Genomic DNA, 24,758 nt, shown 5'->3' on the forward strand with positions numbered 1-24,758 from the left:
GAGGGTCTGGGGGCTCGCCCCCAGTTACGGGATGCTCCCCCTGGCTGCGCCGGGGGCACCCCCACCCAGGCGAAGCTCTGGGGGAGGGCGGCGGGGTGGCGGAACCCTCCGGCTGGACATACCGCGCCCCCGCGGGCCGCACCCTCAGCGGACTCGTCGGCGTCGCCGCGCTCGTCGCAGGCGCGCGGCTCGGCAAAGAACACAGCCGGGTGCTGTGGACGACCGCCGTGCTCCCCGACGTCGCCCTGCTCTACGGCATCGAGGCCGCCCCCGGCTTCGAGCGTCTGCCCGGTTATGCCGTACGCCCCTACAACGTTCTGCACTCGCCCGCCGTGCCCGCCGCCCTGCTCACGCTCGCGGCGCTCACACGCAGCCGGCGCATCGCGATCGCCGGGCTCGGCTGGCTCGGCCACATCGGTGTCGACCGTGCCTTCGGGTACGGGCCGCGCAGACCCGACGGGACGCGGTACTGAACTCGCCCTGCCTCAGATCCAGTTCACCGGCAGGGACTCGAGCCGGTTGACCAGCAGCCCGGTGTGCATCCGTACCTCGTCCACCGGCACATCGAGCCGCAGCCCGGGAAAGCGGCCGGCCAGCGAGGACAGCGCGATCTGCAGCTCGGCCCGGGCCAGTGGCGCGCCCAGGCAGTAGTGCGGACCGTGTCCGAAGGCCAGATGCGGGGCGCCGCGGCGGCCCGGGTCGAAGCGGTCCGCATCGGGGAAGCGGTGGTCGTCCCGGTTGGCGGAGCAGATCGCTCCGATCACCGCGCTGCCCGCCGGCACCGTCCTGCCCGCCACCTCGATCCCGGCCGTGGTGACCCGGAGCGGACCGCCGTCCCCGAGGGGGTTGATCCGCAGCAGCTCCTCCACGAGCGTGGCCAGCGCCTGCGGTGCCCCGGGCACCAGGCCCATGCCACCGTCGTGCCGCAGCAGTGTGAACACCGAGGTGCCGAGCACGCCCACCGTCGTCTCGTGCCCGGCGATCAGCAGCGTCATCGCCATGGTGATCAACTCGTGCTCGGTCAGCGGCCCGTCCTCGTCCCGTACCAGAACGAGCGCGCTCAGCAGATCGTCGCCCGGCCGCCGCCGCTTGTCCTCAACAAGCTGCTGGAGATACGCGACGAGCGCGAGCTTGCGCTCCAGCATCTGCTCGGGGGTGTGTGCGGTGAGTGACAGGATCGCGTCCGACCAGCCCCGGAAGAGCTCGCGGTCCTCGAAGGGCACACCCAGCAACTCACAGATCACGGCGACGGGATACGGAAAGGCGAAGGCCTCGTTGAAGTCGACCGGACCGCCCCCCTCGGCCATCCGCTCCAGCAGCCCGTCCGCCAGCTGCTTGATGCGCGGCCGCAGCAGGTCAACGCGGCGCGCCGTAAAGGCACTCGAGACCAGGGAGCGCAGCCGGGTGTGCTCGGGCGGGTCCATGGTGAACAGGCCGCCCGCGTCGAACGGGACGGCCGTGAGCTTGGGCGACTCGGGAAGCACCGTGGCCGCTCTGCTGCACCGGGCGTCGGAGAGCACGGAACGTACATCGTCGTACCGGCTGAACAGATACGCTCCGTCACCGCTGGGCATCACAACGTCGGCCGCCGGAGCTTCGCTGCGCAGCTGCGCATACTCATCGGGGATGTCGGTCGCCGAGCGGCGAGGAGGCGGATAGCTGCGCACGGCGGAGTCCTGAGGCATGACCACACCGTCCGACCTGGGACTCGGGATGTGCTCGAGCCGGTGTTCAGAACGGGTCGGGGAGGTATTGTCGGCCTTCGCTGACGGCAGGCTGGGGGAGGCCGAGTGCTGCGTGAACCATCGCACATGATCAGAGTGGTCCTCGCCGAGGACATGCACATGGTTCGGGGAGCATTGGTTGCTCTGCTCAATCTCGAGCCCGACATTCAGATAGTGGCGGAAGTCGGTGCGGGGCGGGACATTGTGCCCGCCGTGCTGCAGCACGATCCTCATGTCGCGGTGCTCGACATCGACTTACCGGGCATGGACGGTCTGTCCGCGGCCGCCGAGGTGCATGCGAAGCATCCGTCGTGCCGGACCCTGATCCTGACCGGCCTCGGCCGTCCCGGCAATCTGCGCAGGGCGCTGGAGGCCCAGGTCTCCGGGTTCATCCTCAAGGACGCGCCACCGAGCCAACTCGCGGACGCGATCAGACGGGTGGCGGTCGGAGAGCGGGTGATCGACCCGCAGCTGGCGCTCGACGCGTGGGCGGCCCGGGACAATCCGCTCACCGCCCGGGAGACCGAGGTGCTGCGGATGGCCGCGGACGGGGCAGAGGCCCCCGACATCGCGGGACGGCTCTATCTGACCGTGGGGACCGTACGGAACTATCTGACGACAGTCGTCACCAAACTGGGCGCGCGCAACCGCGTCGACGCCATCCGCATCGCCCGGGAGCAGGGCTGGCTCTGAGCACACCCTGCAAGAACGTTCAGACGGCGCTGCGCGTACCGTCGTCCGACTCGCGGAGCCGCTGGTCCACCAGCAGCCGTGGCCTGGGTACCCGGCGGGTCCCCCCGCAGTCCAGCGGCACCCTCGCCTCCAGCTGGAAGCAGCCGTCCTCCCGTATGCCGGCGGTGAGTTGGCCGCCGATCGCGCCGACGCGGGCGGAGAGATTCCCGATTCCGCTGCCGTCGTACGAGGACGGCTCGCCGGCACCGGATGCCACCCCGTCGTTCCTCACCCGCAGCAGCACCGCGCCGTCGCCCGCGCTCCGCGCCTCGATACGGCAGTGCCGCACCGAGCTGTGTCGCAGGATGTTGGTGATCCCTTCCCGCAGCACGGTCGCGAGGACCGTGCCCACCTGGTCCGGCAGGTCCGCGAGCGTGGAGTCGACCTCGATGTCGATGCCGGCTGCGCCGAACACCGAGCGTGCGGAGGCCAGTTCACCGGGAAAGGACATGTCCCGGTAGCTGCGGGCGACCTGCCGGGTGTCTGCGAGCGCCTGGCGGGAGATCTCCAGCACCGTCGAGAGCTCTTCCCGTGCCCGCGCCGGATACTGGTCGACCAGGCGCAGCGTGAGCTCGCTGCGCAGCGTGATCGCCGAGAGGCTGTATCCCAGCAGATCGTGCAGATCGCGGGCGAATCGCAGCCGCTCCTGCTCCACCGCGAGCCGGGCGATCTCCTGCTGCGCGCTGCGCAGTTTGAGCACCATTTCGGAGAGCGAGGTCAGTCCGTAGACCAGACTGCCTGTCGTGATGGTGGAGACGCCGATGTACGTGACGTCCAGGAAGGTCTTGCCGGACCAGGTCGTCGTCAGGCCCATGGTGGTGGCGACGGTGAGTCCCGCGCACACCCACGACCACGGTGAGCGCAGGACGAGCAGCAGTGATCCGGTGAGAAAGCCGGTGATCCCCACCCAGGCGGTGCCCATCAGCAGAATCGGCGGATAGCTCAGCGCCACCTGGAAGACCAGGATCCAGTACTGCTGTCGGCGCCTCAGCCGCACCCGTCGGGGTGCCGAGAGCACCACCTGACACGCGAAAATCCCGAGCAGGGCCAGCGCGCCCGCGATGAGTTGGAACAAGCTCTGCTGCACGGTGAGCAGATGCAGGGTCGCAGCGGCCAGCACACCGCCGAGAGCAACCAGCAGGATGCCCAGAGCGATCTTGGGAGCCAGTCCCGCATCCCCTCCATCGCGACCGTACATGGCTGGATCGCGGTGGTCTGCGCTGTGCAAGTGTTGTCTCTCCTGGGTTCGATTCACGTCAAGCATGTGACCCCCGTTGCACCGCATAGCGTGGTTTCAGATCCTAGGCGAGTACAACGGGGCCGTGACTGTCATTACTAGACAAACAGCGGTATCGGATTGAGCTCCTCGTAAGGAATCGGCGTGCTGCGCCGCCCCATACGCACGGGTACGTCATAGAGCCGGCCGGGACCGAAGCGTGACCAGAAGTGGCGCAATCCCGGTACCAGAACCTTGACCGCCGGGAGACCCAGATCCGGCCGGGTCTGATCGAGGACCAGCAGTTCCATGCCGTGTGCGCGGACCAGTTGCTCCGCGGCCTGGACGTCGCACAGGAGGTCCGGACGCAGTGTGTAGCCGTACTCGGCGCGGCGCTTCGCCGGGACCTCCGGATCGGGGCCCAGATAGGGCTGATTGGCAAGAGTGCGGCGAGTGCACCAGTCGAGGAGGGCGAAGTCGTCTTCGGCGGGCGCCTCCAGTACGGCGGGCAGCAACTGATTCATCTCCGTGAGTGCGCGCCGGAGTGCGATATCGGGGTCGAAGTGGCAGCCGAAGCCGAACATGATGTCCTCCTCCGGCTTGTCGGTCCGCCGCGAGATCGCGGCCATCGACGGAATGCCCAGGTCGGAGGTGAGATCGAGCACCCAGAACTCCCGCTTGAGCAGGCAGTACTCGGCGCGCATCGTGTCGATCCACGGGTCGGGGAACGAGTCCAGGTCCACCGCGGGCTGTGAGGTGCGGTTGTACCACCACAGCGCGACGGAGTCCCGCTCGACGAGCTCGAAAAAGCCCTGCAGGATGGCGTCTTCGAGGCTGCTGCCCGCGGCGTTGCCATTGGAATCGGCCACGGTGAAGCAGGGGCCCTTGGCGGGCGGTGGGGCGAAGTAGAGCATCCCGGTGGGCAGCATCCGGTGCCTGCCGTGGGTGACCGACCAGACCGGCGTCCAGTCGACGGCCGCCTTCTCGTCGAACGGGTCGCAGATGTACTGGAACGGTGGCTGTACGGCGTTCCACCGCAGTCGGCCCGTGTACTGCCGCTCGTGGTACAGCTGGCACTCATTGGGGTGGATCGCCTTCCCGGCCAGCTCCCTGAGACTGGCGCGGATCCTCGGCTCGTCCCCCTGCAGCGTTGCGGAGTAACGTTCCACCGCCTCGCAGAGCGCGCCGACCTTCGCATCCAGCGCGGTGACCCCCTTGCCACCGCTCTGGCTGCGCAGCCCGGAGCGGAGCGCCGCGAGGCTGCGCGGCGTCCACGCCGGATTGGGCCCTGAGCGGTAGGCGTTGAGGAAGTCGGGACCGCCGGGCGCGCGGTGCAGCGAGCTGACCACACCGGTGACTCTGCCGACCAGGTGCTCATAGCGTTCCATGACCTGTTCGGCCGTCAGGGCCCGGTGGCCGTTTCCGCTGAAGGTCTTCTTGGGCCGCGAGGTGAGGGTGATGGGCTGCTGCACGCGGTCGCCGACGAGCCGGGGATCGCCGCATTCGGGGCATTGCGGCCGCTGAGCGACCGGATGCGCCCGGATGGCGAGCTGAAGAGTGTCCAGAACTCGTATGGCCAGCTGGCTCTTCTCGCGGTAACCGGCAATCCACTTGGCGGCTTCCACGGCGATCGCCTGCAGGGCCAGCGAGCGGCTCGCGGCGATGGTCGCGCGTGGCGGCGTTGGCGGCGAGGACATGCCGAGCGCCTGCCCGACAAGCTGTTCGGGCTGGCGGTGGTGGTTGAGCCGGTAGGCCATACAGCTCCAGCAGGCCCCGTCGCCCGGCTGGAACACCGGCCCGATCCATGGTTCGACGCCATGTGGCTTGGCGAGCAGCCACGGACGTCCGCTACGGCGCTGTTCCTTGTCGATGTCGCGCAGCTGAGGCAGGAGATAGTCGTCGCACAGGACGACCGTCAGATCACAGCCGCCGGGGTCGCCCAGTGCGACCCCGGCGGTGAAAAAGGCGTCCCGGGCGGTCGGCCCGCCGACGTCACCCAGGTCCAGCAATCGGACCCGGCCCTCGGTCAGCGCTCTTCCGGCAAGCGTCGCCTCCAGACCGGCGGCCTCCCAGAACGCCGATGCGTCCTGGTCCGTCGATTCGGTTTGCGGCGCGGCATACCCGGTGACCAGATTCGCCTGCGTCAGCTTCCCCAGGAGACTGCCGAGTTCGGTGGGCGACAGCAGTCCCTGGGTGTCCCGCACAAGGGCGGGCAGATCCCTGCTTCCGTCCAGTAGAGGAGCGATGGCTGCTACGGCCTCGCCCTCGATCGCCGTGACACCCTGTTCGGAGACCAGATAGGTCGCCTCGCCCGGTATGACGGCGGTGGTGAGATGTCGCCTGAACCCGATCCGTGGCCATAGGGAATCCATGTGCAGCTCACACGGGCAGGGTGCCGACGGCGCCCTGTCGGGCCGCCGGGCCAGGGGGGTAGGGCTGCTCAGTGAAGCAGATGCAGGAACGCACCGCCCCGCGAACGGAGTAGGCCGGGTCAAGCTCCCCCGAAGAGCTGAGGTTGATGATCGTGACTTCCGTGTCGGCCTCCGCGGGCAGCGCGGGTATGACGCTCCCCGCTGTCATCGGAATGCCGAATTCGGCGAGAACATTGCGCGGCTCCAGCGCGTACCGCAGGGCGAGTTCGGGTTGCAGAAGGCTGCGGGCGACGAGTTCGGCGAAACGCCAGTCGTGTTCCACAGAGCCGGTGCAGGCCTCTTGAGCTGCGGTTCCGCTGGGCGCGTAACCAGACATCATGGTGCTCCCATCGTGATGTGAACGGAGCCGGGCGGTTTATGACCCGGGCGGATGTTCGGCTGCGCATACGAGAGCAGTGTGATGTCGGGTGACTGGAATCGAACAGTGGAGACGTCATCACCCTGGATGTGAAGATTTCATAGGCCCGATCCAGGTGATCTCCATACACGGCTTGTGAACCGGTCACTGTTCCTGCCCCTGCGCTGCATGGGACTCTCCCGGAAACAGCCTTTCGCCGACGAGGGGTTGTCCGACGGGGTAAGGAAAAGGCCATGCCGAACCGGGGGCGCACCATGCGTGTGGAAGTGCTGGGAACTCTCCGCGGCGAGGCCGCGGGAGTGTCCGTACTTCCAAGTGCCTCCAAGCCGCGGCAGATCCTCGCCCTGCTCGCCCTGAACGCACAGCACATCGTGCCCGTACCGGTCCTCATGGAGGAGCTCTGGGGCGCGGGACCGCCGCGCAGCGCGCCGACGACGCTGCAGACGTACATCCTGCAACTGCGCCGCAGACTGCGCTCCGCGATCCCCGAGACCACAGGCGTCTGGGACAAGAACGTGCTGATGACACGGCACGGCGGCTATCTGCTCGACGCCGACCCGGTCGATGTCGACGCCCTGGAGTTCGACCGGCTCACCGGAGCGGGTCACACCGCCTACGAGGTCGGCGACATGGCCGCGGCATCGGGACATCTGACGGCGGCGCTGGAACTGTGGCGCGGGCCCGCACTGGCCGACGTGCCCCATGGCCGGCACCTCGGCATCGAGGTGACCCGGCTGAAGGAGAGCCGGCTCGGCGCCCTGGAGCGGCGCATCGGCGCCGATCTACGGCTCGGCCGCCACCGCGAAGTGCTCGGCGAGCTGGGCGCGTTGTGCGAACGCCATCCACTCCACGAGAGTCTGCGGGCGCTGCAGATGCTCGCCTACTGCGCGGACGGCCGTTCCTCCGATGCGCTGATCGCCTACAAGCGCCTGCGCGAAACCCTGGTCGAGGAACTGGGTCTTGAGCCCTCTCCTCGTATTCAGCGCCTTCATCAGGCAGTCCTCCGAGGTGAGGAAGCCATGGAGGTATGGAGCGGCCCCGTACGCCTGGGCAGTGACGGCGAGCTCACCGGCTGACGCCGCCCCCGGCGCACCCGCTCCCTCGCGCTCCAGCTCCGGTCAAGCGGCCTTCCAGTGCCGGTCGTGAGGATCGGGGCCCGCGTAGTCGAGAACCGGTGCGGTGAGGAGGCGGCGTGAACCACTATCTAGCGGTTTCGCCAGGAATTACGGAAATGCCAGAGACGGCGCTCCGGCTCTTCTGCTTCCATCACGCGGGAGCCGGAGCGCTCACCTTCGCGCGCTGGCGCGCGCGATTCGCAGCGGACGTACAGGTGCTGCCGGTACGGCTGCCGGGTCGCGAGACCAGACTGCGGGAGCCGCGCATCGTCGACTCCGAGCAGCTGCTCGGCGAACTCGACACGCACCTGGGCCCGTTGCTCGATATGCCGCACGCCTTCTACGGGCACAGCCTCGGCGCCCTGGTGGCCTACCGGTTCGCGCTCCGGCGCGCCCGGGCCGGACACCGGCCGCCCGTCCTGGTAGGAGTCGGCGCCTGCGCCGCGCCCCATCTGCCAGCCCCGCTCGTCGAGCAGTCGGATCTGCCCGACGACAGACTGCTGGCCGCCCTCGCGCGGTACGGCACCCTGCCGCCCTATCTCTTCGAGCGGCCCAAGTGGCTGAGCATCCTGCTCTCCACCATGCGCGACGACCTCCAGCTCGCCCGCAGCCTGCGGGAGGGATCGGGCGAACCGCTGCCCTGCCCCCTCTACGCCTACGCGGGTGCCGAGGACAAGGTCGCAACCGACCGGGCGGTCGCCGCATGGAGCCGCTACACGAGCGCCGCCTTCGACCTGCGGACGGTCCCCGGCGGCCACTTCTTCGTCCGTGACGCCGAGCTGCCCACCCTGCTCTCGTCAGAACTGCGCCGTCTTGCCACACCACACCCGATCGCTCGAGCCTGAACGCTTCGAAGGGAGTAGCGGATATGGACATCAGCGTGCTGGGGCCGTGCCGGGTCGTCCAGTCGGGGGTATCTGTCGTCCCCACTGCAGTCAAACCACGCAAGGTCCTTGCCCTGCTCGCCATGCACCCGGACCAAGTGGTCTCGGTGGGCTCACTGGTGGAGGAGCTGTGGGGCGAAGCACCACCGCGCAGCGTCCAGACCACCTTGCAGACCTACATACTTCAACTGCGCAATCTGATTGCCGCCGCCATCGGAGGGGCCCGCAGGCCCGAGCTGCCGAACGGCGCCAAGAGCATCCTCGTCACCGAGTCGGGCGGCTATCTGCTCGACACCCAGGGCGGCGTGGTCGATGTCAGTGAGTACGAACGGCTTGCCGGCACCGGGCATCGCGCCCTGGAGAGCGGCAACTGCTCGGTGGCGTCCGACTCCTTCCGCAGGGCGCTCGCCCTGTGGCGCGGTCCCGCGCTCGTCGACGTACAGTGCGGAGCCCTCCTGGAGATCGAGGCCACCCGTCTCGAGGAGTCACGCCTGAGTATCCTCAACCAGCGCATCGAGGCGGATCTACGGCTCGGCCGCCACCATGAACTGGTGGGTGAGCTCTCGGGTCTGGCCGCCCAGCATCCGATGCACGAGGACACGCAGGGCCAGCTGATGCTGGCGCTCTACCGCTCCGGCCGGCGCGGCAACGCCCTTGAGGTGTACCAGCGCCTTCGCTCGGTGCTCTCCCAGGAGCTCGGGCTCGACCCGTCGCCCCGGCTGCAGCATCTTCAGCGGGCGATGCTGGAATCCGCACTCGAACTGGAGATCCCGTCCGAGCCCATGCGGGTGGGAGCGGGCGCCGGAATGGGCGTCGAACGCGCTCTGCGGGCGCGCTGAGCGCTCAGGCGCTCTTACGCCCCGGTGGTGCACAAGCACTTGCGCCGCCGGCCGCGATGGCCGGTGGCGTCCCTCACGCCCCCGTGGCGTGGCGAGCGCGGCGGTGTGGAAGGCTGGCGATCGTGAGTGGGTGACCGGGGTCGGCCGCCAGGCCCCCGGGATGGCGGTGCGCAGCTCCCGGCCGCCGCACGGCACGGGCGCGGGCATCAGCGCGGGGCCAGCCATGACGACGCCGATCAGGGCGGCCAGCGCCGCCCGTACGTCTCAGGCCCAGGTGAGGACGGCGTTCTCGGTAGCGTGGTACTCACCGACGCTCACCCTTCCCTCGGCGCCGGAGCCGCCGTCCGGCAGGAACCGGGCCCAGCAGCCGCCCGCCCTGCCGTTGAAGAGCATGGGGCTGAGTACGGGCGAGACCTGCGCGGTCCATGTCTTTTTGCCGTCGGTCAGCTCCAACGGGCAGGAGACGGGCTCGACATACTCCTGGACGACGCTGTCCCCCGCCTGGAACGCGCTGCTGACGGCCGCTTCCCAGGTCTGCTCCGAGGTGTGGCGGCCGACCAGAACCTCGCGCCCCGTCTGGCCGATGGCCCGCTTGAGTACGAATCGTTCGCGCTCGCGCAGGAGCAGTGCGGGCAGCTCGTGTTCGCCCTCCCGCCAGCCGGTGCGGCCGGGAATGGTGATGCGGGTCCACGGCAGGTGACGCTCGACAACGCGGCGCTCGGCGCGGGTCATCCAGGGGCGCCCCTCGGAGACCAGCGCCAATGCCTTTTTGTTCGCCAGCAGACCACTGCTCTGCGGCGGCAGCAGCAGGAAACCCGAGCGCTGTGACTGATGGACGGGCTCCAGGCTGATGCCGCGCTCCCGCCAGTCGGGCAGGGCGAAGTCGCGCAGGCCGAGCGGATAGCGCAGGGCGCCCGGCCGGCCGAGCGCGTCGGGGAGCTGGTGCGGTTCGAAGAAGTCGGCGGTGAAGCCGCGGTGCCGGAACTGCTCGAGTGCGAGTTCATGGAAGCGGATGTCGGAGTCTTCGAGCAGATCGCCCAGACTGCCGACGAGGGCGACCGCCTTCGGCAGCCGACGCCGGGCGCACACGTCCTCATAGGCGCGGACCCGGGCAATCAGCGGATCGGATCCGGTGAACGGCGTCCTGCCCGCCTCCTGGTGGGTCTGCTGCCAGACCGCGGCGAGCGCATGGGTCTCACTGGGCCCGCCGAACGTCCCGCTGACGTTGAACTCCAGCAGCTGTGGGCCCCTTTCGCCGATGACCATGTCGGCGCGGGCCATCATGGCGCAGTACTCGGTCTCCGTGTTGTCCTGGCCCGACAGCAGGGGATAGTCGTCGGGGTCGGCGCCGAGCGCCACGGCGCGGGCCGGCCAGCTGCCGCCCTGGGCCAGCACGGCCCGGCGTACCAGTGACAGCAGCACCCTGGTGACGTCGAACAGCTCCTCGTAGGAGCGGCGCGGCAGGACGAACGGCTGCGCGGGAAGGGCGGGGCCGGGCAGCGAGACGCTCAGCCCGGCCATCTCCCGGCGCAGCAGCTCGAATGTCTCGGCGCCGGACAGTCGCCGCAGGTCGGGCGGGGCGGGCCGTCCCTCCTCCCGGAACCAGGGGTGCACGGTGCCGGCCGAGGGAGGAACGGTGCTGGTCATGATCGGCCTCCTGAGGGGTGGTACGGCTCAGCGGACGAGGTCTCCGCGGGCGGTGCGCGCCACCGCGGTGAATCTTGGATTCGAGCAGTTCCTGAACAGGGAGGTCCTCACGGAGGGGACACCGGAACGCCGGTATTCCAGGAGTCTTCGAGTCGAGGCTGAGTATGCGGGCATTTCAATGAAGTGAATTCCCCCGCCCCGGAATTCTCTCTTCGGTTTCTGCTGGACACGCATTATTTCGTCTGCTTACTCTGTCATTTATCGCTGCACCGGGCCGAGTTCCGGGCTCCCATGCCACGTGGCGGCAGGAAGAATAGTCGGACGGTCTCGAGAACTCCTCGAGGCCTTCGGCTGCCACCGGTTCCGTCGGCCCCGCCCGACACCCCAGTGCCGCGAGGAGACAGCTCGATGAGCCATCCGTCCATGCCCGTTCTGGAGTCGTTCACCCGTACCTGGCCCAACCTCGAAGCCGCGCACGAGAAGGCGATGAGGACGGCCACTGCCCTGCTGACCTCCCGCGACGAGGTGCTGTCGCTGCTGACGAAGGTCGCCACCTACAGCAGTGCACGCGATGAACTACTGCGTTCCGTAGCGGCGTTGACCGGCGCACCCTGGGAGCTGGCCCGCAGCTGCCCGCCCCAGCTCTCCCGGCTCTCCGTGTTCCTGCCGTCGAACAACGTCCTCTACTCATATGCCCTGTTCGGCCTGATCCCGGCCCTCTACTGCGACGAGGTGGTCATCCGCCCCTCGGCCCGTGTCAGGGACACCGCCTATGCCGTGCACAAGCTGATCAGCAGCCGTCTCGACCCTGACCTCGCCCAGCGGATCAAGGTGGTCGACGTCTCCCAGCGGCGGTTCAAGCCGATCTGCTCGGAGTCCGACGCGGTGGTCTTCACCGGTCGGCCCTCCAGTGCCCACGACGTCATGGCGTCCGTCGGCGACCGGCCGCTGTTCCTGGTGATGGGCTCGGGACCCAATCCCCTGGTCGTGGGCCCGCGGACCGACCCGGGCGCCGCCTGCCGGGCCATTCTGCGCGCCCGGCTCTACAACTCCGGTCAGGACTGCCTGTGCCCGGACGTCATCTTCGTACATCGGCTGCGGCTCGACGCCGTTGTCGAGCAGCTGCGCGCCGAACTGTCCGTGCTGACCATCGGCGCGCGCAGCTGGCCGGACACCGTGCTCACCCCGCTGGCCTACGAAGACGCCGTGGAAGGCGCCGCAGAGTTCCTGTCCGAGCACGCCGACCATGTGGTCAGCGGTGGCGAAGTGGACCCGGACCGGATGCTGGTCGAGCCCTCGCTGCTGGTCTTCCCGGAGGGCGTGGACTTCCATCCGCCGGAGCTCTTCTCGCCCATCTTCTGCATCGTGCCCTACGAGGACCCGGAGATGCTCCGCGAGTGGGCGCGCAGCCCCCAGGAGCTGGAGCGGGGCATGTACGTATCCGCGCTGGGCGAGCCGCGGCTGACGGGAGAGACCCTGGGCACCGGAGTCATCGGCCGCAACGCCACCACCCTGGACGCCGAGAACGGCAACCAGCCCTTCGGTGGGTACGGCGTGCACGCCAGCAGCATCCGGCGCGACGGGCGGCTGATCGGCCGGCCGCTGCTGCTGTCGGCGGAGGCCGGACTGCGGCAGTCGGTCATCACCGGGCCATTGCGGTGAGATCGCGACGCGGCCGTACAGCCTGGTGGCAGGGTTCGGGGACACCACGAGGCGGCCACGGCCATCGGTGCCGCTCGCGCTGGACGATGTCCTGGACCCGCACGTCAAGTTGGACGGTGGATCGAGCAGTGCTCCAGCGCCGCCTGTCACGGTTGGGACGAGCCCGCCAACCGCAGGGCTTCTCAGCACATTCCACGAAGGAGGCCGACGGTGGCACACCGGACGCTCATAGTGGCTCGGATGGAGCCGGGCAAGGCCGGCGACATCGCCAAGATCTTCGAGGAGTCGGACTCGAGCGAGCTGCCCCACATGATCGGTGTGACGAGGCGGTCGCTGTTCACCTTCCACGATCTCTATTTCCATCTGGTCGAGGCGGACGAGGACATCAGCCCGCGGCTGTACCAGGCTCGCAGCCACCCGCTCTACGACGACATCAACACCCGGCTCGCCGAGTGCGTTTCGCCGTACGACCCGAACTGGCAGGAGCCCAAGGACGCGATGGCGCAGTCCTTCTACATCTGGACCAAGGAAGGAGGGCGAATCCAGTGAGCGAATTCACCCTGCTGGAGCTCGCCGACAAGCTTCGCGAATGCGCCGGTGAGTCCGAGGGCATCGACCTCGACAGCGACGCGGTGCTGGACGTCCCGTTCATCGACCTCGGCTACGACTCCCTCGCGCTGCTCCAGGTGACCGGAGTCATCAAGCGCGAGCGCGGCGTTGATCTCTCCGACGATGCGGTGGTGGAGGCCGAGACCCCGCGCCTCCTGCTCAAAATGATCAATGCCAACCTCCCCGAGGCGGCATGAGCACGGAAGATGCCCTCACCTCGGGTCTGGCCGGCAAGCGCGTGCTCATCACCGGCGGCACCCGCGGCATCGGACGGGCGTCGGCTCTGGCCTTCGCCCGTGCCGGGGCACAGGTGGTGGCGGGACACAGCAAGGACGGCGAGGCCGCCCAGTCACTCGCGCGGGAGCTGGGCGAGCTGGGCGGCGGCCATCTGACCGTGCGGGCGGACGTCACCACCGCGGACGGCGCCAGGAAGCTCGCCGACGCCTGCGAGGAGCAGTTCGGCGGGCTCGACGTGCTGGTGAACAACGTCGGCATCGACGGGCACGCGAAGTTCGGCGATCTCGAAGCGGCCGAGTGGCAGCGGTTGTTCGACCACAACGTCACCTCGGCGTACCTGGTCACCCAGGCCGTGCTCGACCTGCTCTCCGAGGGCGCGTCCGTCATCAACATCGGCGCCTCGGTCGCCCTGCGCGGCCGGCCGTTCAGCGCCCACTACTCGGCCTCCAAGGCGGCCCTCGTCGGCTTCGGACGGGCGCTGTGCAAGGAGCTCGGGCCGCGCGGCATCCGGGTCAACACCGTGGCCCCGGGTGTCACCGAGAGCGAGACCGGCGGGGATCTGCCGCCGCATCTGCGGGAGCGGATCGCCGCGATGACCGCCCTGGGCCGGCTCGGCCGGCCCGAGGACGTGGCCGGGACGGTGCTCTTCCTGGCGGGGGACGCCTCCCGCTATGTCTCCGGTGCCACGATCACCGTCGATGGAGGAATCTGATGCCGTACGCAGCGATCACCTACCGGGTCAAGCCCGGCCACGAGGACGAGATCGCCGGGATATTCGCCAAGTTCACCCGCGTCGACACCCCCGACTTCAAGGGTGCGGACGGCTCGGCCGCCGGGCGTCTGCTGGGCACCGGGGTCTTCATCAAGGACGACGTGATGGTCCGCGTCATCCACTACGAGGGCGACTTCGCGGCCGTCGGCCGGCACATGGCCACACAGCAGGGCGTGCACATCCTGGAGGAGAAGCTGCAGCCGTATCTGGCCGAGGAGCGGGACACCAGCTCGCCGGCGGCCTTCGCGGCGTACTTCCGCAATGCCACGATGCGCTCCATCGCCCAGCTCACCGTCGACTCCCACCCGGCCGGGGCCTGAGCGCCATGACCGAGGTGCTGGGGATAGCTGTTCTCCTCGGCAGCGGTGTCACCGCGGGGGTGCTGTTCGCCGTCGCGCTGAGCGTGCTTCCCGCGCTCTTCGCGATGGAAACGGGCACCTATGTGTACGCGCACAAACTGCTGGGCCGCAACTGGGACCCGACCATGCCGGTCGTCGTTCTCACCTCCACGCTGCTCGCCGCGGTCCTCGCCCTGACCGCCGACGACGGCGCGGCCCAGGCGCTGTTCGCCGTCGCCGCGGTGCTGCTGCTGGGTGTTTCCGCCGTGTCCCATCTTGCCAATGTGCCGATCAACCGGCGGGTCAAGTCCGTGGAGAACCCGGACGAGCTGCCCGCCGACTGGGAGGACCCGCGCCCGCTGTGGCGGCGCTGGCACCTTCTTCGTACCCTGCTCGCGGTCCTCGCCCTGGCGCTCAACGCAGCGGCGGTCACCGCCCTCTGACACCACAGGGCCCGGTGCCCTCCGACACCACGAGGCCCGGTACGGAAGCCCATGCGGGGGCTTCCGTACCGGGCCTTCTCCGTTACTTCACGATCTCCATCTGGCCCATCATGCCCATCATCTGATGGCCCAGCATGTGGCAGTGGTACATGTACGGGCCGGTGTAGTCCGTGAACCGCAGCATGATCTCCGCGGACTGGCCGGCCATCACCGTGAGGGTGTCCTTCAGCCCCGCCTCGCCCGGCGCCGGAGGCTGCCCGTCACGGCTGAGAACCCGGAACTGCTCCAGATGCGGGTGGAGCGAGTGCGGAATGCCAAGGGTGTCGGAGTTGCGGATCGTCCACAGCTCGGTGACGTCCAGTTGGGGACGGATGTCGATCCGGTTGATGTCGAACGGCTTGCCGTTGATGAGGTGCTGGCCGCTCGCCGGGTCGAAGGCGACGTGGAACTCCCGCCGCACCTGGGCCGTTCCCAGGTCCGGCACCGGGCGCAGCGTGGCGGGCACGGAGCTCGCGTCGGTTGCCGTACGCACCACGTCGAACCGCATCACCTCCGGGGTCTCGCCCTCGAAGGCGGCCAGGTTCTCCAGGACCAGCTTGGTGCCGAGCGGATAGCGGGAGAAGTCGACGACGATCTCGTTCCGCTCACCCGGCCACAGCGCCAGCGCACCGGTCGGCGCCGGGGCCGGCAGCAGGCCGCCGTCCGTCGCGATCTGTACAAGCTCCGCGCCACCCTGGGTGCCGTCGTTGAGCCGGAGGAAGAAGCCCCGCTCATTGGCGGTGTTCACCAGACGCAGCCGGTACTTTCGGGCCGCCACCTCGAAGTACGGCTTGGGGCGCCCGTTGACGAGGATCGTCGGCCGGTCCTCCGGCGTGTGCATGTCGTAGACGAATGCGCCGTTGTCGTCGAACTTCGCGTCACGCAGCTGCAGCATCACGTCGTACCGCCCCTTCGGGAGCGGCAGTGCCTCCTCGAAGCGGTCGGTGAGCAGATAGGTCGCCGACAGACCGCGGTAGATGTTCTCCGCGTGCGCGTGGTGGGTGTGGTCGTGCATCCACAGCGTCGAGGCGCGCTGGGTGTTGGGATAGTAGTAGGTGCGCCGGCCGCCCGGTTGGATCTGGTCCTTGGGGTGGCCGTCGGAGCGCACCGGCACATGCCCGCCGTGCAGATGCAGCGCGAACGGGTCGGCCAGCTCATTGCTCAGCTCGACCAGGACGGGGCGGTCCCGGTGGGCCACGATCAGTGGCGCCAGTACGCCATTGAAGCCGCGGATGCGGGTGCGGGTGCCCGGCAGGATCGTCGCGTCCCCTTCCCGTGTCCGAAGCCGGTACAGATCGTGGCCGGGCAGCCGGGTCGGCCGCAGCGGCTTCGGCACCGCCAGCGGGACGGTGAACGGGGCGGTGGCCGCCTCGGCCCTGGTGGGCCTTCCGCCGACGATCAGTCCGGCGGGTGCGGCGACCAGCAGCCCCACTGCCGCGCCTCTTCTCAGTAACTGCCTGCGGTTGAGCACGAATTCTCCCTCAGTTCGCTGACTGCGCCGCCGCCGCGTCGCGTACGGACATCTGCGCCATACAGGTGAGCAGGGACCGTTTGAAGGTGGCCACGAAGCCGTCGACGGTGCCGGTGTCCCGGGGCCGGGTCAGATAGGGGGCGAGCTTCTCCTCGACCTCCTTCACGCCGGGCTGGGTGGCCATGTGCCGGGCGATGGCGTCCAGGTCGCCCTCGTACTCGATGACGCGGACCATGGTGTCGTCGCGAATGAACACGGCGGTGGCGAGGATGCGCGCCGTCTCGCCGCCCTCCGCGCCCTTGACGACGGGGGAGCCCACCCGGCGGAAACTGCCGAAGATCTCGGTGATCTCCTTCTCGTAACCGGCCTTGATGTCATACGTGATCGCGGCGAACGGCATGCCAGCTCCTTCAGACGGGCGAAGTCTTGCCTCGCCAATACGCCGCATCCCGCTCGGCAGGTACTTGAGCGCCGGTACACCACCCTCCCGGGCCGATTCCAAGCCGCTCATCGGGCGGTTTTCCGTCAACGCGTGTTCGAGCCGCCTTCTAGGTACGGCTGAGAACGTGCTGGCGCTGAAGAAGAGGCTGTTGAGGAGGCGGGCAGTGACCACCGAGATCACGCGGACCGTCCGGGTTCACGCCGACGAGGTCGAGCACAACACTCGGCGCGGCGGCGACATCCGGACGACGCTCAGCCCCAAGACCGTGGGGTGCACCTCCGGTTTCGGCGGAGTGCTGAGCCTGGAACCGGGCGACTTCATCACCACGCACTACCACCCGTACTCCGAGGAGTTCCTGCACGTCGTCACCGGCGAGCTGGAGATGACGCTGGACGGTACGCCGGTCAGCCTCGGCCCGGGCGACTCGCTGCTGGTGCCCATCGGAGTACGCCATCGACTTGTCAACACGGGTAAGGAGACGGCTCACGCGGCCTTCCACCTCTCCCCGCTGGCCCCGCGTCCCGAACTGGGACACGTGGACATCGAGGAGGTCCAGCGGCCGCAGGAGCCCAATCCGCAGGTGGGCGGTGCCGCGTGAGCCGCAAGGCCGTCATCACCGGCATCGGGGTGGTGGCGCCCGGCGGGGTGGGCCGGGAGGCCTTCTGGGACCTGCTGGCCGCCGGCCGCACCGCGACCCGCCGCATATCGCTCTTCGACCCCTCGTCCTTCAGGTCCCAGGTGGCCGCCGAGGCCGACTTCGACCCGGTCGAGGCCGGCCTGTCCCCGCGCCAGGTGCGACGGATGGACCGGGCCGCGCAGTTCGCGGTGTTCAGCGCGCGCGAGGCGGTCGATGACAGCGGCTACGACTTCGCGAACACGCCGCCCGAGCGTATCGGCGTGAGCATCGGCAGCGCCGTCGGCTGCACCACCGGGCTTGAGGAGGAGTACGTCCTGCTCAGCGACGCCGGCAGGCACTGGCTGGTGGACCACACCTATGGCGTGCCGCATCTGTACGGGTACATGGTGCCCAGCACCCTCGCGGTGGAAGTGGCGTGGGAGGTGGGCGCCGAGGGGCCCGTCGCGCTGATCTCCACCGGCTGCACCTCAGGTCTCGACTCCATCGGCCACGGCGCCCAGCTGATCGAGGAGGGCTCCGCCGACGTGGTGCTCGCGGGCGCCACGGACGCGCCGCTCTCGCCGATCACCTCGGCCTGTTTCGATGCCATCAAGGCCACCTCGCCCAGCAACGACGACCCCGAGCACGCCTCGCGGCCGTTCGACCAGAACCGGGACGGATTCGTCCTCGCCGAGGGCTCGGCCGTGCTGGTCCTGGAGGAGAAGGAGGCCGCCGAGCGACGCGGCGCCCGGATCTACGGCGAACTCGTCGGCTTCGCCAGCCGCAGCAACGCCTTCCACATGACCGGCCTGAAGGCGAACGGCCGGGAGATGGCCGAGGCGATCCAAGTGGCGCTCGACCAGGCCCGACTCGCCCCCACCGCCGTGGACTACATCAACGCCCACGGCTCCGGCACCAAGCAGAACGACCGGCACGAGACCGCCGCCTTCAAGCGCTCGCTGGGCGAGCACGCCTACGACGTCCCGGTCAGCTCGATCAAGTCGATGGTGGGCCACTCGCTGGGCGCCATCGGCTCCATCGAGGTCGCCGCCTGCGCCCTGGCGCTCGACCGCCAGGTGGTGCCGCCCACCGCCAATCTGCACACCTCCGACCCCGAGTGCGATCTGGACTATGTGCCGGTGACCGCTCGCGAGCACCGGATGGACGTGGTGCTCAGCGTCGGCAGCGGCTTCGGCGGCTTCCAGAGCGCGATGCTGCTGGCCCGCCCGGGTGTGGTCCGAAACGGGAGGAGCTAGACGGTGAGTACCACCGCTGCACAGGCACCGGTCGTCACCGGCCTCGGTGTCATCGCGCCGACCGGGCTCTCCGCCGAGGCCCACTGGGCCGCCGTACTCGCCGGGAAGACGGCCATCGGACGGATCAGCCGCTTCGACCCGTCGACCTACCCGGTACGGCTCGCCGGCGAGGTGCCCAGCTTCGTCACCAAGGAGCAGGTGCCCAGCCGGCTGATCCAGCAGACCGACCGCTGGACCCATCTGGGGCTCGCCGCGGCCGAGGCGGCGATCAACGACGCCGATGTGCACCCGGCCGAACTGCCCGAGTACGAACTGGCCGTGGTGACCGCGAGCTCCTCCGGCGGCACCGAGTTCGGCCAGCACGAGATGGAGAACCTCTACCAGCACGCCCCCGACTGGGTCGGCGCCTATCAGTCGATCGCCTGGTTCTACGCAGCGACGACCGGCCAGGTCTCCATCCGGCACGGACTGCGCGGCCCCTGCGGAGTGATCTGCAGCGAACAGGCCGGCGGTCTGGACGCCATCGGACAGGCCCGGCGGCTGATCCGGGGCGGCTCGCGGCTCGTGGTGACCGGCGGGACCGACGCATCGCTCTGCCCGTACGGACTGACCGCCCAGCTCTCGACGGGACGGCTGTCCACCGTGCAGGACCCGGCCCGCGCCTATCTGCCGTTCGACTCCGAGGCATCGGGCTATCTGCCCGGCGAGGGCGGCGCGATGCTGCTCGTCGAGAGCGCCGAGGCCGCCGAGGCCCGCGGCGCGCAGCAGATCTACGGCCGGGTGCTCGGCTATGCGGCGGGCTTCGACCCTCCGCCCGGATCGGAGCGGCCGCCCTCGCTGCGCCGCACGATCACCGCCGCACTCGCGGACGCGGAGCTCGAACCCGGCGACGTGGACGTCGTCTTCGCCGACGCGTTCGGCGTGCCCACCGAGGACCTCGCCGAGGCCGAGGCGCTCGCCGCGGTCTTCGGCCCGCGCGGCGTCCCGGTGACCGCGCCCAAGACGCTGACCGGGCGGCTGTACGGCGGCGGAGCCGCACTCGACGTCGCCACCGCACTGCTCGCCCTGCGGGACCGGATCGTCCCGCACACCGTGGGGCCCACCGCCCCGGCGCCCGGCATCGAGATCGATCTGGTGCTCGGCGAACCGCGCCGCCAGGAGCTGCACACCGCGCTCGTCGTCGCCCGCGGCCACGGCGGTTTCAACGCCGCGCTGGTCCTCGGGCGGGCGGACTGACACACCGGCCGACCGACACATCGCCACACGACTACCGGGAGGAGGCCGCCATGGCGGGCCACACCGACAACAGCATTGTGATCGACGCGCCCATGGATCTGGTCTGGGACATCACGAACGACCTGAAGGGCTGGCCGCAGCTGTTCAGTGAGTACGCCTCCGCGGAGGTGCTGGAGGAGAAGGAGGGCGAGGTCACCTTCCGCCTCACCATGCACCCGGACGAGGACGGCAATGTGTGGAGCTGGGTCTCCCGCCGCATCCCCGACGCCGAGGCCAGGACCGTGCACGCGCACCGCGTCGAGACCGGGCCGTTCGAATTCATGCGCATCTACTGGGAGTACACCCAGGAGAAGGCCGGCGTACGCATGCGCTGGGTGCAGGACTTCCATATGAAGCCCGAGGCCCCGGCGAGCGACGAGGGGATGACGGAGTACCTCAACCGCAACACCGTCGTCCAGATGAACCTCATCAAGCAGAAGGTCGAGGCCGCGGCCGCAAGCCCGGCCGAGTAGGAGGAAGCAGGTGCTCGCCTTCCTGGTCCCGGTAGTGGTGCTGCTCAACGGCTTGGCGGCCGGGGTGCTGTTCGGCACACAGCTGGGCGGCTGGCCGCTGCTCGCGGCCCTCCCGGCCGACCGCTATGTGCACGCCCACGCCTTCTTCGCCACCCGCTACGACCCGGCGATGCCGCTGTGCCTGCTCGGCACGCTGATCGGCGACGTCGTGCTGGCAGTCCTCGCCCCTGAAGCCGCGGTCCGTGTCCTGTTCATCGTCGCGGCCGTGCTCGCCGCGGTCACGGTCACGATCTCGCTCACCAAGAACGTCCCCGTCAACAAGTGGGTGCAGACCCTCGATCCGGACAATCTGCCGGACGACTTCGAGGCCAATGACCCGCGCTGGAACTGGGGCGCCTGGAACCAGCGGCGCAGTGTGATCACCGTGATCGCCCTCTTCGTCAACTGCTCCGCGCTCGCCCTGCTGCTCTGACGCCATTCGACGCTTACGGAGGAAAATCATGGATCTCGGCCTCAGGGGCAAAAAGGCCCTGGTCACCGGCGGCACCCGAGGGGTCGGTCGGGGCATCGTACGGGCTCTGGCACAGGTCGGCGTCGATGTGCTCACCTGCTACCGGCAGGAGAGCGAAGCCGTGACGTCGCTGGAGAACGAACTCAAGGAGACCGGCGGAGCGCACCATGTGGTGCGGGCCGACGTCGCCGACCCCGCGGATGTCACGGCCCTGATCGAGCACGCCCGTACCCACTACGGACACCTCGATCTGGTGGTCAACAACGCGGGTGCCATCAGCCACATCCCGTACGAGGATCTGTCGCTGGAGGAGTGGCGGCGCATCGTCGACATCAACCTCACCGGCTCGCACCTGGTCATCCAGACCGCCCTGCCGCTGCTCGGCGCGGGCTCCTCGGTGATCAGCATCGGCTCGAAGGCCGTCGACGCCGGCATACCCCATCGCTCCCACTACACCGCCACCAAGGCGGCGATCGCCGGTCTGAACCGGTCCCTGGCCAAGGAGTTCGGCGGGCGCGGCATCCGCTTCAACATCGTCGCGCTCGGCGTCGTCGAGACCGAGAACCTGTATGCCCTGCCCGAGGACCAGCAGAAGCTGATGATCGAGCGGTACAGCGCGAAGACCGCGCTCGGCCGGCTCGGTACGCCGGACGAGGTGGCGGGCGCGATCCTCTGGCTCACCAGCGACCTGGCCCGCTATGTCACCGGCGCGACGATCAGCGTGGACGGAGGGATCTCCTGATGGCCTCCACCGTCTTCCGCGTGCTGCTGCGCATGGACATCGAGCCCGGTCTGGAGGAGGAGTTCGAGCGGGAGTGGCTCGCGGGCACCGACGCGGTGACCGGACACCCCGCCAACCTGGGCCAGTGGCTCTCCAAGGCCACCGACGCGCAGAGCAGCTACTACATCATCAGCGACTGGGTGGACGAGCCGCGGTTCCGCGCGTTCGAGGAGAGCCCGGCCCATCTGGAACACCGTGCGAAGCTCCACCCCTACCGCCGCGGCGGCGAGTTCCACACCATGAACGTCGTCACGCACATCGAAGGCAAGGCGTCCGCCGATGCCCGGTGAAGTCAGGGTGCTGGTCTACCAGGCGGCCCACGACGAGGAGCAGCTCCAGGCGGTGCGCGAGGCGTACCACCTGGTCAGCAAGCGGCTGGCGGAGGTCCCCGGGATGCTCGGCAACGAGCTGCTGCGCTCCCCGGCCGACCCCACCGCGCTGATCGTCGTGAGCCGCTGGGCCGATCTGGCCGCATTCCAGCGCTGGGAGGAGGGCGCCGGGCACCGCGAGGACACCGCGCCCCTGCGCCCCTACCGCGACACCCGGCTCGCCGTGCCGTTCGGCATCTACGAGGTCGATGCGTCCTACTGAGTCGATGCGTCCTACTGAAGGGCAAGCTCCGATGACCACCACCGCACGACCGGCCAGGACTGCCGCGGAGAACGAGCCGGCGGCCTGGGTGACCTGCTCCCAGTGCCGCTCCCTGGTCTACGGAAAACGCTATATACGCCTGCTGCAGGTCTGCCCCGAATGCGGCGCGCACGCCCGGCTGGATGCCCTCGGCCGGATCCGGCAGCTCTTCGACGGGGGCACGGCACAGCCCGTCCGGGTGCCCGAAACCCTCGTCAACCCGCTGGACTTCGTGGACCAGCGGCCGTACGGAGAACGTCTCGACCAGGCCCGCCGCAAGACCGGCCAGCAGGACTCGGTGCTGGTGGTGCGCGGCCGTATCGACGGACGGCCGCTCGTGGCCGCCGTCATGGACTTCCGGTTCTTCGGCGGCAGCCTCGGCGTCGCCGCCGGCGAGGCGATCACCACCGCCGCCGAGACCGCGCTGAAGGACCGTACGCCCCTGCTCATCGTCACCGCCTCCGGCGGCGCGCGGATGCAGGAAGGCGCGCTGTCGCTGATGCAGATGGCCAAGACCAGCAACGCGCTCGCGGAACTCGACGAGGCGGGCCTGCTCACCATCACCCTGGTCACCGACCCCACCTACGGTGGAGTCGCCGCCTCCTTCGCGACACTCTCCGACGTGGTGGTCGCCGAGCCCGGCGCCCGGATGGGCTTCGCCGGGCCGCGGGTGATCGAGCAGACCATCCGGCAGAAGCTGCCGCCCGGCTTCCAGACCGCCGAATTCCTCCTGGAACACGGCCTGGTGGACGACGTCTGGCAGCGCACCGAACTGCGCGCCCGCCTCAGCCGGCTCCTTGCGGCCACCGAGGTCCCGGGACCGAGCTGGGGCGCCGGCGAGGAGGACCCGGTGGTCCGCGACAGCCAGCTGCTCGACCAACTGCCCGCCTGGGAGTGCGTACAGCTCGCCCGCGAGGCCGGCCGGCCCACCGCTCTCGAGCACATCGGCTACTGGCTGGACGGCTTCGTCGAACTGCACGGCGACCGCGCGGGCGAGGAGTGCGCGGCCATCGTCGGTGGAATCGGCCGGCTCGACGGGCTCCCGGTCATGGTGATCGGACACCAGAAGGGCCACACCACCGCCGAACTCGTCAGCCGCAACTTCGGCATGCCCTCGCCCGCCGGATACCGCAAGGCCGCCCGGCTGATGCGGCTCGCGGCCAAGCTCGGCATGCCGGTGGTCACCCTCATCGACACCCCCGGCGCCTATCCGGGGCTGACGGCCGAGGAGAGCGGCCAGTCCAACGCCATCGCGGAGAATCTGCGGCTGATGGGCTCGCTGACCGTCCCGGTGGTGGCCGTGGTGACGGGCGAGGGCGGCAGCGGAGGCGCGCTGGCGCTCGGCGTCGCCGACCGCGTGCTGGTGTGCGCCAATGCGACCTACTCGGTGATCAGCCCGGAGGGCTGCGCCGCGATTCTCTGGAAGAACGCCGCCGAGGCCGCGGTGGCCGCCGACGAACTCGCCCTGGACGCCGCCTCGTTGCTGCGACTCGGCGTGGTCGACGGGGTGATCCCGGAGCCCGAGGGCGGCGGCCACACCGACACCACGGTGATGAGTGACGCGGTACGCCGGGCGGTCGTCGTGGCACTGCGCGAACTGCGCGGCACGACCACCTCCGGCGCCGCGCGGCGCGCCCGCTTCCGCGCCTTCGGGCTCGCGGACGGCGCGCATCTGCAGACGTCAACAGGTGCAACCGCAACGGCAGGTTCTACGGAGAGAGACCGATGAACGAAGTCACCAAGGACAGCGTGCGCAGCGGGTCCGGCGGCCCGCTCGCCGGACTGGACTACGACACCAGTGGACTGGCCCTCACCGACATCTGCCGCAGCATCGCGGAGGTCGTACGGGTCGGGCCGAGCCACCCGCGCCGGGTACGGGTGGCGCTGGGCGCGGCGAGCGTGGAGGTCGAGTGGGAGGAGGGCGAAACGCCCCCCGGCCCGCGCGCCACCGCGGCCCCGCCCCGCGAGGAGGACGAGGAGGCACTCGACGGCTTCCGCGAATGCGCGCCGCTGGTCGGCACGTTCTACGCGGCGCCGTCACCGGGTGCCCCGCCGTTCGTCCAGGTCGGCGACCATGTCGAGGCCGGCCAGCAACTCGGCATCATCGAGGCGATGAAGCTGATGAACCCGCTGGAGGCCACCAGGCCGGGGCGGATCGTCGAGGTGCTGGTCCAGGACGGGGAGCCCGTCGAGTACGGACAGCCCCTGGTCCTCCTCGACCCCGAGGCCTTCACCGGCACCGACAAGGAGGACTGA

At 69.5% G+C, this 24,758-nt stretch carries 28 protein-coding genes; 21 read left to right on the top strand and 7 right to left on the bottom strand.

Annotated elements, in window-relative coordinates; all coding sequences use genetic code 11:
- The first annotated feature begins 95 nt into the window (after positions 1-95).
- A complete protein-coding gene (locus tag ACQEVG_RS31935; RefSeq protein ID WP_432990259.1) occupies positions 96-473 on the top strand; it encodes a DUF4260 family protein in 378 nt (125 codons plus the stop codon).
- 12 nt (positions 474-485) lie between these two features.
- On the opposite strand, the gene ACQEVG_RS31940 is transcribed toward ACQEVG_RS31935, so the two are convergent.
- Positions 486-1,685, bottom strand: coding sequence for a cytochrome P450 (locus tag ACQEVG_RS31940; protein WP_432990261.1), 1,200 nt, complete (start codon positions 1,683-1,685; stop codon positions 486-488).
- Positions 1,686-1,811: 126 nt separating this feature from the next.
- Between ACQEVG_RS31940 and ACQEVG_RS31945 the strand changes: the two genes are divergently transcribed.
- Positions 1,812-2,417 carry a response regulator transcription factor gene (locus ACQEVG_RS31945; RefSeq protein WP_360881330.1) on the top strand — a complete coding sequence of 202 codons (606 nt, stop codon included), beginning with the start codon at positions 1,812-1,814 and terminating at the stop codon, positions 2,415-2,417.
- 19 nt (positions 2,418-2,436) lie between these two features.
- On the opposite strand, the gene ACQEVG_RS31950 is transcribed toward ACQEVG_RS31945, so the two are convergent.
- The 3 genes from ACQEVG_RS31950 to ACQEVG_RS31960 all read right to left on the bottom strand — a co-directional run bounded on the left by ACQEVG_RS31950 (position 2,437) and on the right by ACQEVG_RS31960 (position 6,366).
- The gene (locus ACQEVG_RS31950) at positions 2,437-3,684 is read right to left on the bottom strand and encodes a sensor histidine kinase (RefSeq protein WP_432990264.1); all 1,248 of its coding nucleotides are present in this window, start codon (positions 3,682-3,684) and stop codon (positions 2,437-2,439) included.
- A 107-nt stretch (positions 3,685-3,791) separates the two neighbouring features.
- A complete protein-coding gene (locus ACQEVG_RS31955; protein WP_432990266.1) occupies positions 3,792-6,044 on the bottom strand; it encodes a TOMM precursor leader peptide-binding protein in 2,253 nt (750 codons plus the stop codon).
- Positions 6,045-6,051: 7 nt separating this feature from the next.
- Positions 6,052-6,366, bottom strand: coding sequence for a hypothetical protein (locus tag ACQEVG_RS31960; protein ID WP_432990268.1), 315 nt, complete (start codon positions 6,364-6,366; stop codon positions 6,052-6,054).
- A 350-nt stretch (positions 6,367-6,716) separates the two neighbouring features.
- Here ACQEVG_RS31960 and ACQEVG_RS31965 point away from each other — a divergent pair, with 350 nt between their 5' ends.
- The 3 genes from ACQEVG_RS31965 (at position 6,717) to ACQEVG_RS31975 (ending at position 9,300) form a co-directional block, all read left to right on the top strand.
- Positions 6,717-7,538 carry an AfsR/SARP family transcriptional regulator gene (locus ACQEVG_RS31965; RefSeq protein ID WP_432993060.1) on the top strand — a complete coding sequence of 274 codons (822 nt, stop codon included), beginning with the start codon at positions 6,717-6,719 and terminating at the stop codon, positions 7,536-7,538.
- A gap of 155 nt (positions 7,539-7,693) precedes the next feature.
- Complete coding sequence (locus ACQEVG_RS31970; protein ID WP_432990270.1) at positions 7,694-8,422, top strand: thioesterase II family protein; 729 nt, start codon at positions 7,694-7,696, stop codon at positions 8,420-8,422.
- Positions 8,423-8,445: 23 nt separating this feature from the next.
- Entirely contained in the window at positions 8,446-9,300 is an 855-nt protein-coding gene (locus ACQEVG_RS31975; protein ID WP_432990272.1) for an AfsR/SARP family transcriptional regulator, read from the top strand.
- Between the two features lie 264 nt (positions 9,301-9,564).
- On the opposite strand, the gene ACQEVG_RS31980 is transcribed toward ACQEVG_RS31975, so the two are convergent.
- Positions 9,565-10,947, bottom strand: a complete 1,383-nt coding sequence (locus tag ACQEVG_RS31980) for a hypothetical protein (protein ID WP_432990274.1) — start codon at positions 10,945-10,947, stop codon at positions 9,565-9,567.
- Between the two features lie 408 nt (positions 10,948-11,355).
- On the opposite strand from ACQEVG_RS31980, the gene ACQEVG_RS31985 reads away from it, so the two are divergent.
- From ACQEVG_RS31985 to ACQEVG_RS32010, 6 genes are all read left to right on the top strand, one after another.
- Entirely contained in the window at positions 11,356-12,609 is a 1,254-nt protein-coding gene (locus ACQEVG_RS31985; protein ID WP_432990276.1) for an aldehyde dehydrogenase family protein, read from the top strand.
- A 210-nt stretch (positions 12,610-12,819) separates the two neighbouring features.
- On the top strand, positions 12,820-13,158 hold the full coding sequence (locus tag ACQEVG_RS31990) for a TcmI family type II polyketide cyclase (protein ID WP_360881366.1): 339 nt from the start codon (positions 12,820-12,822) through the stop codon (positions 13,156-13,158).
- Positions 13,155-13,415 (top strand): acyl carrier protein, encoded by a 261-nt coding sequence (locus ACQEVG_RS31995; protein WP_432990279.1) that lies wholly within the window; start codon positions 13,155-13,157, stop codon positions 13,413-13,415. The genes ACQEVG_RS31990 and ACQEVG_RS31995 overlap by 4 nt, the downstream gene beginning before the upstream one ends.
- Positions 13,412-14,167, top strand: a complete 756-nt coding sequence (locus ACQEVG_RS32000; protein ID WP_432990281.1) for an SDR family NAD(P)-dependent oxidoreductase — start codon at positions 13,412-13,414, stop codon at positions 14,165-14,167. The genes ACQEVG_RS31995 and ACQEVG_RS32000 overlap by 4 nt, the downstream gene beginning before the upstream one ends.
- Complete coding sequence (locus tag ACQEVG_RS32005) at positions 14,167-14,547, top strand: SchA/CurD-like domain-containing protein (protein WP_432990283.1); 381 nt, start codon at positions 14,167-14,169, stop codon at positions 14,545-14,547. Before ACQEVG_RS32000 ends, ACQEVG_RS32005 begins: the two co-directional genes overlap by 1 nt.
- 5 nt (positions 14,548-14,552) lie before the next feature.
- The gene (locus ACQEVG_RS32010) at positions 14,553-15,008 is read left to right on the top strand and encodes an anthrone oxygenase family protein (protein WP_432990285.1); all 456 of its coding nucleotides are present in this window, start codon (positions 14,553-14,555) and stop codon (positions 15,006-15,008) included.
- Positions 15,009-15,090: 82 nt separating this feature from the next.
- On the opposite strand, the gene ACQEVG_RS32015 is transcribed toward ACQEVG_RS32010, so the two are convergent.
- Together ACQEVG_RS32015 and ACQEVG_RS32020 are read right to left on the bottom strand one after the other, a co-directional pair.
- On the bottom strand, positions 15,091-16,518 hold the full coding sequence (locus tag ACQEVG_RS32015) for a multicopper oxidase family protein (RefSeq protein ID WP_432990287.1): 1,428 nt from the start codon (positions 16,516-16,518) through the stop codon (positions 15,091-15,093).
- 10 nt (positions 16,519-16,528) lie between these two features.
- The gene (locus ACQEVG_RS32020; protein ID WP_432990289.1) at positions 16,529-16,918 is read right to left on the bottom strand and encodes a SchA/CurD-like domain-containing protein; all 390 of its coding nucleotides are present in this window, start codon (positions 16,916-16,918) and stop codon (positions 16,529-16,531) included.
- Positions 16,919-17,123: 205 nt separating this feature from the next.
- Here ACQEVG_RS32020 and ACQEVG_RS32025 point away from each other — a divergent pair, with 205 nt between their 5' ends.
- Genes ACQEVG_RS32025 through ACQEVG_RS32070 form a run of 10 tightly spaced genes read left to right on the top strand, consistent with a single transcriptional unit; the run spans position 17,124 to position 24,758 of the window.
- Positions 17,124-17,558, top strand: a complete 435-nt coding sequence (locus ACQEVG_RS32025; protein ID WP_360881380.1) for a cupin domain-containing protein — start codon at positions 17,124-17,126, stop codon at positions 17,556-17,558.
- On the top strand, positions 17,555-18,832 hold the full coding sequence (locus tag ACQEVG_RS32030) for a beta-ketoacyl-[acyl-carrier-protein] synthase family protein (RefSeq protein WP_432990292.1): 1,278 nt from the start codon (positions 17,555-17,557) through the stop codon (positions 18,830-18,832). Before ACQEVG_RS32025 ends, ACQEVG_RS32030 begins: the two co-directional genes overlap by 4 nt.
- Positions 18,833-18,835: 3 nt before the next feature.
- Entirely contained in the window at positions 18,836-20,068 is a 1,233-nt protein-coding gene (locus tag ACQEVG_RS32035; protein ID WP_432990294.1) for a ketosynthase chain-length factor, read from the top strand.
- 50 nt (positions 20,069-20,118) lie between these two features.
- The gene (locus ACQEVG_RS32040) at positions 20,119-20,580 is read left to right on the top strand and encodes an SRPBCC family protein (protein ID WP_432990296.1); all 462 of its coding nucleotides are present in this window, start codon (positions 20,119-20,121) and stop codon (positions 20,578-20,580) included.
- Between the two features lie 10 nt (positions 20,581-20,590).
- Entirely contained in the window at positions 20,591-21,052 is a 462-nt protein-coding gene (locus tag ACQEVG_RS32045) for an anthrone oxygenase family protein (RefSeq protein WP_432990298.1), read from the top strand.
- Between the two features lie 28 nt (positions 21,053-21,080).
- Complete coding sequence (locus ACQEVG_RS32050; protein ID WP_432990300.1) at positions 21,081-21,833, top strand: SDR family NAD(P)-dependent oxidoreductase; 753 nt, start codon at positions 21,081-21,083, stop codon at positions 21,831-21,833.
- Positions 21,833-22,162 carry an antibiotic biosynthesis monooxygenase family protein gene (locus tag ACQEVG_RS32055; RefSeq protein ID WP_360881392.1) on the top strand — a complete coding sequence of 110 codons (330 nt, stop codon included), beginning with the start codon at positions 21,833-21,835 and terminating at the stop codon, positions 22,160-22,162. Before ACQEVG_RS32050 ends, ACQEVG_RS32055 begins: the two co-directional genes overlap by 1 nt.
- A complete protein-coding gene (locus ACQEVG_RS32060) occupies positions 22,152-22,463 on the top strand; it encodes an antibiotic biosynthesis monooxygenase family protein (protein WP_404722258.1) in 312 nt (103 codons plus the stop codon). The genes ACQEVG_RS32055 and ACQEVG_RS32060 overlap by 11 nt, the downstream gene beginning before the upstream one ends.
- A gap of 31 nt (positions 22,464-22,494) precedes the next feature.
- Positions 22,495-24,231 carry an acetyl-CoA carboxylase, carboxyltransferase subunit beta gene (gene accD / locus ACQEVG_RS32065; protein ID WP_432990303.1) on the top strand — a complete coding sequence of 579 codons (1,737 nt, stop codon included), beginning with the start codon at positions 22,495-22,497 and terminating at the stop codon, positions 24,229-24,231.
- Positions 24,228-24,758 (top strand): acetyl-CoA carboxylase biotin carboxyl carrier protein, encoded by a 531-nt coding sequence (locus tag ACQEVG_RS32070; protein ID WP_432990305.1) that lies wholly within the window; start codon positions 24,228-24,230, stop codon positions 24,756-24,758. Before accD ends, ACQEVG_RS32070 begins: the two co-directional genes overlap by 4 nt.

The sequence above is a fragment of the Streptomyces sp. CA-135486 genome, from assembly GCF_050936555.1.
Taxonomy (GTDB): Bacteria; Actinomycetota; Actinomycetes; order Streptomycetales; family Streptomycetaceae; genus Streptomyces.

Excerpts from the sequence above, each read along its gene's own strand:
- ACQEVG_RS32060 (WP_404722258.1), top strand. The coding sequence starts at position 22,152 with ATGCCCGGTGAAGTCAGGGTGCTGGTCTACCAGGCGGCCCACGACGAG.
- ACQEVG_RS31980 (WP_432990274.1), bottom strand. The coding sequence starts at position 10,947 with ATGACCAGCACCGTTCCTCCCTCGGCCGGCACCGTGCACCCCTGGTTC.
- ACQEVG_RS32005 (WP_432990283.1), top strand. The coding sequence starts at position 14,167 with ATGCCGTACGCAGCGATCACCTACCGGGTCAAGCCCGGCCACGAGGAC.
- ACQEVG_RS31965 (WP_432993060.1), top strand. The coding sequence starts at position 6,717 with ATGCGTGTGGAAGTGCTGGGAACTCTCCGCGGCGAGGCCGCGGGAGTG.
- ACQEVG_RS32070 (WP_432990305.1), top strand. The coding sequence starts at position 24,228 with ATGAACGAAGTCACCAAGGACAGCGTGCGCAGCGGGTCCGGCGGCCCG.
- ACQEVG_RS32000 (WP_432990281.1), top strand. The coding sequence starts at position 13,412 with ATGAGCACGGAAGATGCCCTCACCTCGGGTCTGGCCGGCAAGCGCGTG.
- ACQEVG_RS31945 (WP_360881330.1), top strand. The coding sequence starts at position 1,812 with ATGATCAGAGTGGTCCTCGCCGAGGACATGCACATGGTTCGGGGAGCA.
- ACQEVG_RS31940 (WP_432990261.1), bottom strand. The coding sequence starts at position 1,685 with ATGCCTCAGGACTCCGCCGTGCGCAGCTATCCGCCTCCTCGCCGCTCG.
- ACQEVG_RS32020 (WP_432990289.1), bottom strand. The coding sequence starts at position 16,918 with ATGCCGTTCGCCGCGATCACGTATGACATCAAGGCCGGTTACGAGAAG.
- ACQEVG_RS32010 (WP_432990285.1), top strand. The coding sequence starts at position 14,553 with ATGACCGAGGTGCTGGGGATAGCTGTTCTCCTCGGCAGCGGTGTCACC.
- ACQEVG_RS31985 (WP_432990276.1), top strand. The coding sequence starts at position 11,356 with ATGAGCCATCCGTCCATGCCCGTTCTGGAGTCGTTCACCCGTACCTGG.
- ACQEVG_RS31970 (WP_432990270.1), top strand. The coding sequence starts at position 7,694 with ATGCCAGAGACGGCGCTCCGGCTCTTCTGCTTCCATCACGCGGGAGCC.
- ACQEVG_RS31955 (WP_432990266.1), bottom strand. The coding sequence starts at position 6,044 with ATGGATTCCCTATGGCCACGGATCGGGTTCAGGCGACATCTCACCACC.
- accD (WP_432990303.1), top strand. The coding sequence starts at position 22,495 with ATGACCACCACCGCACGACCGGCCAGGACTGCCGCGGAGAACGAGCCG.
- ACQEVG_RS32040 (WP_432990296.1), top strand. The coding sequence starts at position 20,119 with ATGGCGGGCCACACCGACAACAGCATTGTGATCGACGCGCCCATGGAT.
- ACQEVG_RS31975 (WP_432990272.1), top strand. The coding sequence starts at position 8,446 with ATGGACATCAGCGTGCTGGGGCCGTGCCGGGTCGTCCAGTCGGGGGTA.
- ACQEVG_RS32050 (WP_432990300.1), top strand. The coding sequence starts at position 21,081 with ATGGATCTCGGCCTCAGGGGCAAAAAGGCCCTGGTCACCGGCGGCACC.
- ACQEVG_RS32055 (WP_360881392.1), top strand. The coding sequence starts at position 21,833 with ATGGCCTCCACCGTCTTCCGCGTGCTGCTGCGCATGGACATCGAGCCC.